This window comes from Faecalibacterium sp. IP-3-29 (genome assembly GCF_023347335.1).
GTDB lineage: Bacteria > Bacillota > Clostridia > Oscillospirales > Ruminococcaceae > Faecalibacterium > Faecalibacterium duncaniae.
Map to the genome: position 1 here is coordinate 1901011 of NZ_CP094471.1, position 12922 is coordinate 1913932.

The window sequence follows — 12922 nt, forward strand, 5'->3', positions numbered from 1 at the left end:
ATGTATCAGGCTTCTGCCTTGGGGGCGGCCTTTTCCTCTGCTGCCTCGTCGCGCTCCTCCAGAGCGGCGAACAGGCTGCGCAGACGGATGTTGACCGCACCCAGATTTGTGATCTCGTCGATCTTGAGCTGGGTGTAAAGCTTACTGCCTGCCTGCAGGATCTCGCGGGTCTCATCGGTGGTAATGGCATCCACGCCGCAGCCAAAGGAGACCAGCTGCACCAGGTCCATATCCTTCTGGGTGGTGCAGTACTTGGCCGCCGCATACAGGCGGCTGTGATAGGTCCACTGGTTCAGCACACTGGTGGGGAACTTTTCCACCCGGTTGGAGATGCTGTCCTCGGTGACAACAGCCGCGCCGTGGCGGGTGATAAGGTGGTCGATGCCATGGTTGATCTCAGGGTCAACGTGGTAGGGGCGGCCAGCCAGCACGATGATGCGCTTGCCCTGACGGCGTGCCTCATCAATGATCTCGCTGCCCTTGACCCGGATCTGGGCCATGTGGGCCTCGTGCTCGGCGTAGGCAGCATCGGCAGCAGCCTGCACTTCCTTTTCGGAAATGCCGCCGAAGTATTTGGGCAGGACTTCCTTTGCCATCTTGCGGACAAAGTCCTTAGGGCGGTGGATGCCCACATAGTCATAGATAAACTTCTGGCCCTCCAGCTCGGGGCAGTTGCCTGCCAGAACTTCAGGGTAATAGGCCACCACCGGGCAGTTATAGTGGTTGTCGCCCAGTCCTTCGTCAAAGTTGTAGGTCAGGCAGGGGTAGAAGATGGCATCCAGGTGCATCTGGCTCAGGGCCTTGATGTGGCCGTGGCTCAGCTTGGCCGGGAAGCAGGCGGTATCGCTGGGGATGGTGGCCTGACCGGCCAGATACAGCCCCCGGCTGGACACCGGGCTGGTGTGCACGGCAAAGCCCAGCCTGGTCCAGAAGGTGTGCCAGAAGGGCAGCAGCTCGTACATATTCAGGCAGAGCGGGATGCCAATGGAGCCGCGCTTGCCGGGCACGGGCTTGTAACCGGCCAGCAGCTGCTGCTTGTAGGCGTACAGATTCAGGCTGTCGTCCTCGCTCTTACCGGTCACGGGCTTATCGCAGCGGTTGCCGGAGATGAACTTGCGGCCATCGGCAAAAGTGTTGATGGTGAGCTGGCAGTGGTTGCCGCAGCCGCCGCACTTGACGCTGACCACCTTCTGGTCGAAGGCTTCCAGCTCGGCCAGATTCATCATCCTGGAAGTTTCCTGATGGTTCTTATGGCTCTGGCGCAGGCCGAACAGGGCCGCACCGTAGGCACCCATCAGGCCCGCGATGTCGGGGCGGATGACCTCCACGCCCATCTCCTTTTCAAAGGCGCGGAGAACAGCTTCATTGTAGAAGGTACCGCCCTGCACCACGATCCTGCGGCCCAGCTCCTCAGGGCTGGATGCGCGGATGACCTTGTACAGCGCGTTCTTGACCACACTGATGGACAGACCGGCGGAAATGTTCTCGATGGAAGCGCCGTCCTTCTGGGCCTGCTTGACCGAGCTGTTCATAAACACGGTGCAGCGGCTGCCCAGATCCACGGGGCGGTCTGCGAACAGGCCGAGAGCAGCGAACTCCTTGACATCATAGCCCAATGCCTGAGCAAAGGTCTGCAAAAAGCTGCCGCAGCCGGAGGAGCAGGCCTCGTTCAGGAAGATGTTGCTGATGGCACCATCCTCGATCTTGAAGCACTTCATGTCCTGACCGCCGATATCGATGATGAAATCCACATCGGGCATAAAGTATTTGGCGGCGGTAAAGTGAGCCACCGTTTCCACCAGACCATAATCACAGCGGAAGGCGTTCTTGACCAGTTCCTCGCCATAGCCGGTGGTGGTCACGCTGGCCACCTGCAGGCCGGGGTGTTCCCGGTAGATCTTGATCAGCTGTTCCCGGATCAGGGGCAGCGGGTTGCCAAGGTTGGGCTGGTAATTGGTGTACAGGATCTGGCTCTTCTCGTCCACCACCACCAGCTTGACGGTGGTGGAGCCGGAGTCGATGCCGATATGCACCGGGCCGCACTGGGCGCTGAAAGGCACATGAGGCACGCTGTGGGACATGTGCCGGGCATGGAATTCCTCGTACTCCTGCTTGTTGGCAAAGAGCGGAGGCTCACTGGCATAAGTAGCGGTGGCGGCGTACTGGTCCAGCGCGTCGGCCACTGCGGAGAGTTCGAACTCCTTATCCGCATAGAGGGCGGCACCCAGTGCCACATAGAGCAGGCTGTTCTCGGGGCAGGTTCCGGTGACCCCCAGCGCCTCATCAAAGCTCTTGCGCAGCACGCTGCTGAAGGTCAGCGGCCCGCCCAAATACAGGATATTGCCCTTGATGGGGCGGCCCTGTGCCAGACCGGCAATGGTCTGGTTGACCACCGCCTTGTAGATGCTGGCGGCGATATCCTCCGTGCGCGCGCCCTGATTGATGAGGGGCTGCACATCGCTTTTGGCAAACACGCCGCAGCGGGACGCGATGGTATAGGTGCGCTCGGCCTTTTCCGCGGCCTTGTTCATCTCGTCGGCACTCATCTTCAGCAGGGTGGCCATCTGGTCAATAAAGGCACCGGTGCCGCCGGCACAGCTGCCGTTCATGCGGACCTCGGTGCCGTTGGTCAGGAACAGGATCTTTGCGTCCTCGCCGCCCAGCTCGATCACGCAGTCGGTGGCGGGCACAAACCGCTTGACTGCCACACGGGTGGAGAACACCTCCTGCACAAAGGGCACGCCGCAGCTGTCGGCCAGACCCATGCCGGCAGAACCGGAGATGCTCAGCAGTGCCTTGTTTCCGTGCAGGTGCTCTGCATCGATGCGGCGCAGCAGCTCCTGCGCCTTTTCCAGAATATGGCTGTAATGACGCTCGTATGTTGAATAAATCAGCGCATCATGTTCGTCCAGCACCGCGCACTTGATGGTGGTGCTTCCGATGTCAAGACCTACTCTCACTTGCTTTTCCTCCTGAGGAACAATATAAAAATACAGTTGTATTATACTCAAAAATCGGGATACAATCAATCCAGTCACCATATTTTACACGCAAAAAATAGTATTTTCCGCTCAAAAAGTTAAACATTTTGTTAAATTCACGAATACAGCTCCCCTGTTTTTCTACATTCCGGTTAAGATTCTTTACTCAGAGTGATTTTTACACAAAAACGCCCTGCCCCGGAAAAGCCCGGAGCAGGGCGCTGAACATCGTATCATTCCATTTTATCGGACAACAGGGCAAGCTCCCGCAGGATCTGCCAGCGCAGGCCATCAGCTGTGGTGAGCGCCGGATGGATGGTGTGCAGTTCCACACTGCCCTCAATGGGAAACATCGTTCCGGCCAGCGGGATGCGCACCTCCGCCCGAGTGCCGCTTCCGGCACCGCGCGGCGTGAGGGAAAGCACCCACCCCATGTGGGCGCAGTAACGGCGGCAGAGCAGCAGCCCTGCCTGCACACCGCCCAGGAAGCGGCGGCGGTTCTCCATCCAGTTTTCACCGGTGGGCAGGCCGCAGCCGTCGTCCTCCACGATCAGATACAGATCCTCGTCGTCCCGGGTGAGCCGGATCTTGATCTGCCCGCCGGGGCTTACGGCCCGCAGGGCGTTGGAAAGCAGATGAAACAGCAGCTGCTCGGCCTCCTGGGCATCCGCCTTGACATAGCAGCGCCGGAACGGGCTGTGATCCACGGTCAGCCGGATGCCCAGCTGCTTCTCGATCTCCGGGGCTATCTGGGCGGCCTCCATCAGGATCCAGCACAGGTCTACCGGCTTCATGGACGGCTTGTCGTTCATCTCCACTTCCAGCAGGCCCATCATCTCCCGCAGGGTGCGCTCCAGGCGGATGCTCTCCTGCCCCATATCCTCCAGCGCCTGCCGGGTCCTTTCGTCTCCGGTCCGGGCCAGATGCATCTGCAGGTATTCCCGGTTCTGGTCCATGATGCGCAGGGAGTGCAGCAGCACGCTCTCAAATTGTTTGCGGGGGAAATCCCCCATCCCGCTCTCTTTTGCCATTCCGTTCTCTCTCTTTTTTCTCATCGTCCGGCCTTCTGTCCCTGCGTTCCGCTGTCGATCAATTTCTGGCGGCCCGCATAGATCAGCTTGCCCAGGGTAACGCTATGCCCCATCAGGCCGTAATCCTGCTTGAATTTCTGCCAGGCTTCGGTGTTGTATTTTTCCACCCCGTCGATCAGGCGGCGCATCCCGCAGTCCACGGCGGCCACTGTGGTGTGGTGTTCCTCGGCCACAGTCTGCAGGATCTCCTTGCGCACGGCCAGCTTCCGCTCCGTGCCGCATACGACCTGCAGCGCAGTGGTCAGATATTCACAGTTTACATCCGGCTGCTGGATGCCCCACTCCGCATAAAGCTGCTTGCAGAACGGCAGCACCCAGAAGACGCCGATGTCCGTGGAGCTGCGCAGATCCAGCAGCAGATCCAGCAGGCTGCTGCGCTCCGGCAGGTACTGCCTGCCGTCCGGCCGCAGGAACGATGCCGTGGCATCGCTGTACCAGTCATCCCCCTGCAACAGCAGCAGCGGGCGGTTATGCAGGCTGTTGAGCCGCTTGAGGAACTCATACCCGTCCATATCCTCCAGCTGGCTCGAAAGCACCACGATATCCACACTGCGCTGCTGGCGCAGCTCCCGCAGCAGCTCCTCGCCGCTGTGGAAACAGACACAGCAGATCGCAGGATTCTGCTCCTCCAGATAATTTTTCCGGACGCGGATCTCCCGCTCGTCGTAGCTCAAAAGCGCGACATGCAGCTTTGAAACGAGTCGTTCCGTCAATCCAACCTTCCCCTTTGCCTTAAAATTGCCGCACTTTTCTTCCGTGCGTACTGTATGATACTATTTTATAAGGCCCTGTGGAAAGATTCAATCCCCGAAAAAACGTCACTATGCGTCGAACCGTGCAGGAATTGCGGCTTTTTGCGTCTTGATTTCTGGTAATTTACGTCATAAAGTGTCGATTTTTGTTTCTTTCACCTTTTTCAGCATAACACCATCTTTCCCGAAAAGCAATGGTTTGTTCACATTCATCTGATACTATATCTACGTTATTTTGTTTTTTGTCCGGCATTTCCCACACGCCGCCGGGCACGCATAAGAAAGGCCTGCCTATGCTACAACTGAAAAAGATCCGCAAGGAATACAAAACCGGTGACCTTGTACAGACCGCACTGAATGATGTCAGCCTGAACCTGCGCGACAGCGAATTTGTCGCCATCCTGGGCCCCTCCGGCTCCGGTAAGACCACCCTGCTGAACATCATCGGCGGCCTGGATCGGTACGACAGCGGTGACCTTGTCATCAACGGGATCTCCACCAAAAAGTACACCGACCGCGATTGGGACTCCTACCGCAACCACACCATCGGCTTTGTGTTCCAGAGCTACAACCTGATCCCCCATCAGACCGTTCTGGCCAACGTGGAGCTGGCCCTGACCATTTCCGGCATCTCGGGCGCAGAGCGCAAGCGCCGCGCCACCGAGGCACTGCAGAAGGTGGGGCTGGGCAATCAGCTGCACAAGCACCCCAGCGAAATGTCCGGCGGCCAGATGCAGCGCGTTGCCATTGCCCGTGCGCTGGTCAACAACCCGGATATCCTGCTGGCGGACGAACCCACCGGCGCGCTGGACAGCGAGACCAGCATCCAGGTCATGGAGCTGCTCAAGGAGGTGGCAAAGGACCGGCTGGTGGTCATGGTCACCCACAACCCGGAGCTGGCCCAACAGTACGCTACCCGCATCGTGAACCTGAAGGATGGTGTCATCCGCTCCGACACCGCCCCCTACAAACCTGACACCGCTCAGCTTGCCCCTGCCGTTCACAAGAACATGGGCCATTCCTCCATGTCGTGGTGGACCTCGCTGACCCTGAGCTTCAACAACCTCTGGACCAAAAAGACCCGCACCCTGCTCACGGCCTTTGCAGGCTCTATCGGCATCATCGGCATTGCGCTGATCATTTCCCTGTCCACCGGTGTCAACCAGTATATCGCTGATATGGAGCGGGACACCCTTTCCGAGTACCCGGTGCAGATCCTGCGCAGCGGCATGGATCTGACCAGCCTGCTGTCCGCCGACCTGCCCGGCCAGACCGCCGCCCCCGACCTCGGCGAAGGGATGGTGCCGGTGCGCCAGCTCGTGACCCAGATGGTTTCCGGCATCACCTCCAACGACCTGAAGAGCCTGAAAACCTACCTTGAGAGCGATGCCTGCAGCATCGGGGAGAGCGTTTCCTCGGTGGAGTATTCCTATAATGTCCAGCCTCAGATCTACCGCCAGGACCCGGACGGCAGCATCCGGCAGGTGAACCCGGATTCCTCCCTTTCCGCTCTGGGCATCAGTTCCACCAGCTCGACCAACAACATGATGGCCAGCATGATGAACACCAGCGTGTTCTACCAGCTGCCCGCCAGCGATGCCCTGTATCATTCCCAGTACGAGGTCAAGGCAGGCCGCTGGCCCGAAAACTACAACGAGTGCGTTGCCGTGCTGGGTGCGGATGGTTCCATCACCGATTATGCCCTTTACGCGCTGGGCCTGCGGGACAACGCCGAGCTGGACAAGATGATCCAGCAGTTCGCCCAGAACCAGAATGTGGATGTGCCCGAAGATTTCAAGACCTACCGGTACAGCGATTTTCTGGGCCGCACCTTCAAGCTGGTCAACGCGGCCGACCGCTACCAGTACGACGATGCCCACAGCACCTGGGTGGACAAATCGGACGACAAGGCCTTCCTGCAGGAGCTTGTGGCCAACAGCGAGACCATGACCATCGTGGGCGTGGTGCAGCCCAGGGAGAACGCCTCCGCCGCCATGCTTTCTTCCGGCATCGCCTATCCCGCCTCCCTGACCCGGCACGTCATGGACACCGCCGCCCAGAGCAGGCTGGTACAGGATCAGATTGCCGACCCGCAGACCAATGTGCTGAACGGTGAGCCCTTCGGCACCGGGCAGACCGCTGCCGTGGACATGGCTTCCCTCTTCTCCATTGACACCGACCAGCTCGAGAGTGCCTTCCAGTTCGACCCCAGCAAGCTGGATCTTGACCTGAGCGGCGCGTTCGACCTGAGTGATGGTTCCGTAGATTTTTCCTCCCTCATTGACCCGGACAGCTTCCAATTTGATCTGACCGAAACGCCCGGCATCGACATGAGCGCCCTGACGGACGTGTTCGCCAACATGGACATTTCCATCCCCGCCGACAAAATGCAGCAGCTGGCCCAGAAGGTGATGACCGGCTACAAGGATTACATCATCGGCAACGGCATTCTGGGGCTGGACAAGATCGGTTTTGACCAGTATCTTGCCAGTGACCAGTTCCAGCAGCTGATGAAGGATTCCATGGGCACCCTCATCGATACCGCTGCCCTGCAGGAGCAGTTTACTGCCGCCATGCAGCAGGTCATGGGCAGCGTGATGGCAAACTTCTCGGAACAGATCGCCGCCGAATTGCAGACCCAGCTGGGCGCTGCCATGGAGCAGGCCATGGGCCAGATCAGCACGAATCTGCAGAGCCAGATGACCGAGCGCTTCTCCTCTCTGGGCAGCCAGATGGAAAGCGCGCTGAAGATCGACGCAGATGCGTTCCGGAATGCCATCCGGTTCAACATGACCGAGGACGATCTGGCGGAGCTGATGAAGTCGAACATGATGTCCACCAGCGCCACCTATGAAAGCAACCTGCAGTCCCTTGGCTATGCCGGCGAAGACGACCCCAGCCAGATCAGCATCTATCCGCTGGACTTCGAGCAGAAGGCTGAGGTCCTCAACGTGCTGGACAGCTACAATGCCGCCATGCGTGAGCAGGGCGCGGAAGACAAGGTGATCCAGTACACTGATGTGGTGGGCACCCTGATGACCTCCGTGACCAGGATCATCAACATGATCTCCAACATGCTGGTGGCCTTTGTCTCCATCTCGCTGGTGGTCTCCTCCATTATGATCGGCATCATCACCTATATCAGCGTGCTGGAGCGCCGCAAGGAGATCGGCATCCTGCGTGCCATCGGTGCTTCCAAGCGGAACATCTCCGAGGTGTTCAACGCCGAGACCTTCATCATCGGCCTGTGCTCGGGCCTCATGGGCATCGGCCTCAGCAGGCTGCTGCTCATTCCGGGCAACATGCTCATCCAGAAGATCGCCGTCGGCACCAGCGTAGTGGCCGTTCTGCCCTGGAAGGCCGCTGTGGTGCTGGTTGCGCTGGCAACTGTGCTGACCATTCTGGGCGGCTTCATCCCCGCCAAAACCGCTTCCCGCTCTGACCCTGTCAAGGCTCTGAGAGCAGAATAAGATCACTTTTTCAAAGAGGCTGTTGCACAAGCCCCAGCAAAAAAGACCAGAGTTGTTTCGCCAAAAGGCGTTACAACTCTGGTCTTTTGCTTTCTTTCATGTGAACAGTGCGGCGGCTTCTTTACCACTCTTCTTCGTCAGCGCCCACCCTTGTGCGGCGGAACATGCTCTCCACAATGGCGCAGTATTTATCCGCCAGACAGACGATGACCGCCTCGCGGCAGGTCGGGATATGGCGGAAAGTCAGGGGCCACATGTGGCTTGCAATGACGTTCTGCTCCTTTTTGGTAATGCCGAACACCCGCTGTGCGTTCACACAGGCAGACCCCGGGTGGGAAAAGCCGTGCATCTCAAACAGATGCCGCAGGCCGTGGAAAGAGCCCTGCTTGTGCCAGTCATAGAGATAGAAATCGTGGAGGAAGGCCCCCACGGCCAGCGTGGTCTCATCGGCTCCCAAATGGAAGCGGTGGTTGATCCAGCAGCTGACCACGACCACATTCTTGCAGTGCTGGTAGGTGGTCACATCACCGTGCTGGATAAACTCACGCATTTCCTGCACCTTGGGGTGATGGTCGTACTGTTCCAGAATAGCGGACAGGCGCTCCCGTTCCGTTTGTGAAAGCTGCATGGAAAATTCCCTTTCTTTTTGTCAGAAACGCCGGGCTCAGCTCCGCAGCTGAACCGGGTTGGAGCTGCCGAAGTTCTCAGCGGCCGAAGGATTTTCGCGGGTCAGGCTCAGGTCCACCAGATACTGCTTGCCGTCGCCCAGCGCCTCCAGCTCGGCCAGCTTGGCCTCGGCAGAAGCCTTGTCCGGGTACCACTGGATGAGGAAGAAGTTTTCCTCCTCCACACCGTAATACAGCCACTGGCCGTCTGCCCGCAGCAGGTCGTCCAGATGATCCACCTCATCGCCATCGGTCAGGCCCAGGCCCTCCTCGGCGTAGACATTTTCAGGTTCCACCTGCAGCACCTCAATGACCTGAATGGCGCTCTGTAAGTATTCATCCTGCGAAATGCTCTTGTCCGAGCGTTCCCAGCCCGTCAGGAATGCCTGCATCAGCAGGTTCTTCACGGAGATCTCCGGCTTCATTGCCATAACATATTCCTCTTTCCTCGTTTGTTTCCGCTGACCAGTATACGCTAAAAATTGTGAAAGGTCAACTATTTCTTTATGAATTTTTTGTAGCAACGCACAAAAGGCATTTTGTTCCAGTTCATTTCTGAACTTTTTATGAAACCCCTTGATTTTTGACCCGCATCGGTGTATATTAGCACTCGAAAGATATGAGTGCTAAGAAGATGCAGTATCAGCTGCTTCTTCTGCATTGCCGCTCCTTTTGCGAGGGGCCGGATCTGAATACTGTACAAAAGAGGTTTTGTATTATGGCGAAGAAAGAATTTCAGGCTGAAAGCAAAAAACTGATGGACATGATGATCAACTCCATCTACACCAACAAGGAGATCTTCCTGCGTGAGTTGATCTCCAACGCTTCGGATGCCATCGACAAACTTTATTATAAGAGCCTGACCGATCCTTCCGTGGGCATGAACAAGGGCGATTTCCGCATCCTGCTCACCCGCGATAAGGACAATCGCCTGCTGACTGTCTCCGATAACGGCATCGGCATGACCAAAGAAGAGCTGGAGCAGAACCTGGGCACCATCGCCCATTCCGGCTCTCTGGACTTTAAGAAGGACAACAAGGACGAGAACATCGACATCATCGGTCAGTTCGGCGTAGGCTTCTACTCCGCCTTCATGGTCGCCGACAAGGTCACCGTCATCTCCAAGGCATACGGTGCGGACGAGGCCTGGCAGTGGGAGTCCAGCGGTGCTGACGGCTACGAGCTGACCCCCGCTGAGAAGGAAACCGCCGGTACCGACATCATCCTGCACATCAAGGACAGCACCGATACCGACAATTACGAGAACTTCCTCGACGAATACGGCATCGTGGCCATCGTCAAAAAGTACAGCGACTATGTGCGCTATCCCATCCAGATGGAGCGGGAAAAGAGCCGCCAGAAGCCCGAACCCGATCCCAAGCCCGAGGACTACAAGCCGGAGTGGGAGACCTACACCGAGCTTGAGACCCTGAACAGCATGGTGCCCATCTGGAAGAAGCAGAAGAGCGAGGTCACCGATGAGGAATACGCCAGCTTCTACAAGGATAAGTTCAACGATTACTCCGACCCCGCCCGCGTCATCGTGAGCCGCACCGAGGGCACCGCCAACTACAACGCCCTGCTGTTCGTGCCCAGCCATCGCCCCTATGATTTCTACACCAAGGAGTATGAGAAGGGTCTGGCTCTGTACGCATCCGGCGTGCTCATTATGGAAAAGTGCGCAGACCTGCTGCCCGATTACTTCAGCTTCGTCAAGGGCATTGTGGACAGCCAGGATCTGAGCCTGAACATCAGCCGTGAGATGCTGCAGAAGGACAACCAGCTCAAGCTGATCCACAACGCACTGGAAAAGAAGATCAAGAACGAGCTGCACTCCATGCTGGTCAACGACCGCGAAAAGTACGAGGCATTCTGGAAGGAGTTCGGCCGCCAGATCAAGTTCGGCGCTTACTCTGATTACGGGATGCACGCCGAGCTGCTGCGTGACCTGCTGCTGTTCTGGTCTGCCAAGGAGCAGAAGATGGTCACCCTGCAGGAGTATGTGGACAAGATGCCTGCCGAGCAGAAGTTCATCTACTTTGCCGCCGGTGATTCCACTGACCGTCTGGCAAAGCTCCCCGCCGCCGAGCTGGTTCTGGACAAGGGCTATGATGTCCTGCTGCTGACCGAGGATGTGGATGAGTTCTGCCTGCAGATCATGCGCAGCTACCCCCGCAAGGATGCCGAGGGCAAGGACGGCACCGTGGAGTTCAAGAACGTCAACAGCGGCGATCTGGGCCTTGAGACCGAGGACGAGAAAAAGGCCGCTGAGGATGCCACCGCCGAGAACAAGCCTCTGTTTGATGCCATGAAGGACGCTCTGGACGGCAAGGTCAAGGAGGTCAAGGTCTCCACCCGCCTGAAGGATCACCCTGTCTGCCTGAGCGCCGACGGCCCCCTGTCCATCGAGATGGAGAAGGTGCTCTCCAAGCAGCCCGGCAGCGAGGGCGTGAAGAGCGACAAGGTGCTGGAGCTGAACATCAACCACCCCGTGTTCGCCGTGCTGAAGGCCGCACAGGAGGCCGGTGATACCGACAAGGTCAAGAAATACAGCAGCCTGCTCTATGCACAGGCACAGCTGATCGAGGGCCTGCCCGTGGATGATCCCGCCGCTTACGCCGAGGCCGTTTGCAGCCTGATGAAGTAATTCCCTTTCCCACAAATAAATTACCCCCTTAACAAAAGGGCCGTGCTCCGCTATAATAAAGTGGAACACGGCTTTTTTATTTTAGGAGGATTCTGCCCCATGGAGCCCAGACGCAGCAAACATTTTCTTGCCCACATTCCCACCATTGCCCTGCTGGTAGTATTCGCCATGTCGCCCTGGCTGGGCATTCTGTTCTTCATCCTGCGTGCCATCGACCGGGATGCCGAGAAAAAGGAGCAGGAGAACGCGGAATATTCCAGCGATTTCCGTTCCCAGGACACCGGTGCCGGTCAGCCGGCCCGGGACACTGAGCCGGTCTACGGCCACGATGTGCCCACTGCCGAGCAGCAGAACGCCAAAAAGTGGCACAAGACCCTGACCAGCCTCTGCACGGTGTTCGGCGGCATCTTTCTGGTGGTGGGCCTTGCAGGCCTTGCCGATATCATTGACATGTGGGGCTACTGGTTCGACTGGGGCGAGTTTCTGACCGCGCTGGCCCAGACCATTGGCGGCGGCGCTGCGCTGGCCATGGGCCTGCGGATGAAGCAGGCCCGCAAGCTGGAGCGCCAGCTGGACAAGATCGTTGGGACCCGGGATAATATCCCGCTGGACGAACTCTTTGCAGCCGCGGGCATTGATGCCGACAGGGGCCGCGCCGCCGTGGAGCGCGCCATCGACCACGGCTATTTCGGGGCCGATGCCTATATCGACAACCGCACCGGCACGCTGGTGGTGCGGGGCGCTGCGCCCCAGCCGCCCAGACCCGCCGAGCCCGCACCCGCACCGGCTCCCGAGGATCAGTATGCCGCCCTGCAGCGCCAGCTCCGGCAGGCCAACGATGCCATCCCCGACCCGGTGATGACGGCCAAGATCTCCCGGCTGGAGGATGTCAGCGCCCGCATCTTCGCACTGGCAAAAAAAGACCCGGACAAAAAAGCCCAGCTGCAGAAATTTATGGATTACTACCTGCCCACCGCGCTGAAGCTGCTGAATACCTACGCCCAGCTCTCGGCACAGGATGTGCAGGGCACCAACATCACTGAGGCAAAGCAGAGCATTGAGCGGAGCATGGATCTGCTCATCACCGCCTTTGAAAACCAGCTGGACAAGCTGTTTGCCTCCGATGCGCTGGATGTTTCCACCGACATTGCCGCGCTGGAAGGGATGCTGAACCTCGACGGGCTCACCGGCGGCGATTTCGCGCCCCGGAGCTGACCGCCGGAACTGCGTTGACCTTTCATCCAGATGCAACAATAATACATGGTCTTTTCTCGACAGAACCGATATTATAGAATCAGAAGAACGGGCCCTGGCCC

The 12922-nt window shown here is 58.3% G+C and carries 8 protein-coding genes; 3 read left to right on the forward strand and 5 right to left on the reverse strand.

What is annotated here, in order from left to right; translation table 11 throughout:
- Nucleotides 1–5: 5 nt before the first annotated feature.
- The 3 genes from MTP40_RS09130 to MTP40_RS09140 form a co-directional block, all read right to left on the reverse strand.
- Nucleotides 6–2960 (reverse strand): acyl-CoA dehydratase activase, encoded by a 2955-nt coding sequence (locus MTP40_RS09130; RefSeq protein ID WP_256469137.1) that lies wholly within the window; start codon nt 2958–2960, stop codon nt 6–8.
- A 254-nt stretch (nt 2961–3214) separates the two neighbouring features.
- Nucleotides 3215–4012, reverse strand: a complete 798-nt coding sequence (locus tag MTP40_RS09135; RefSeq protein ID WP_156070674.1) for a sensor histidine kinase — start codon at nt 4010–4012, stop codon at nt 3215–3217.
- A gap of 20 nt (nt 4013–4032) precedes the next feature.
- On the reverse strand, nt 4033–4785 hold the full coding sequence (locus MTP40_RS09140; RefSeq protein WP_249259211.1) for a response regulator: 753 nt from the start codon (nt 4783–4785) through the stop codon (nt 4033–4035).
- A 332-nt stretch (nt 4786–5117) separates the two neighbouring features.
- On the opposite strand from MTP40_RS09140, the gene MTP40_RS09145 reads away from it, so the two are divergent.
- Complete coding sequence (locus tag MTP40_RS09145; RefSeq protein WP_249259212.1) at nt 5118–8294, forward strand: ABC transporter ATP-binding protein/permease; 3177 nt, start codon at nt 5118–5120, stop codon at nt 8292–8294.
- Between the two features lie 121 nt (nt 8295–8415).
- Here MTP40_RS09145 and MTP40_RS09150 read toward each other — a convergent pair whose 3' ends face one another.
- Nucleotides 8416–8922 (reverse strand): HD domain-containing protein, encoded by a 507-nt coding sequence (locus MTP40_RS09150; protein ID WP_005930482.1) that lies wholly within the window; start codon nt 8920–8922, stop codon nt 8416–8418.
- Nucleotides 8923–8958: 36 nt separating this feature from the next.
- Nucleotides 8959–9390, reverse strand: a complete 432-nt coding sequence (locus MTP40_RS09155; protein ID WP_223383978.1) for a hypothetical protein — start codon at nt 9388–9390, stop codon at nt 8959–8961.
- 287 nt (nt 9391–9677) lie between these two features.
- Between MTP40_RS09155 and htpG the strand changes: the two genes are divergently transcribed.
- Together htpG and MTP40_RS09165 are read left to right on the forward strand one after the other, a co-directional pair.
- Entirely contained in the window at nt 9678–11606 is a 1929-nt protein-coding gene (gene htpG, locus MTP40_RS09160) for a molecular chaperone HtpG (RefSeq protein ID WP_097773669.1), read from the forward strand.
- A gap of 99 nt (nt 11607–11705) precedes the next feature.
- Nucleotides 11706–12821, forward strand: a complete 1116-nt coding sequence (locus tag MTP40_RS09165) for a 5-bromo-4-chloroindolyl phosphate hydrolysis family protein (protein WP_249259213.1) — start codon at nt 11706–11708, stop codon at nt 12819–12821.
- The last annotated feature ends 101 nt before the right edge of the window (nt 12822–12922 follow it).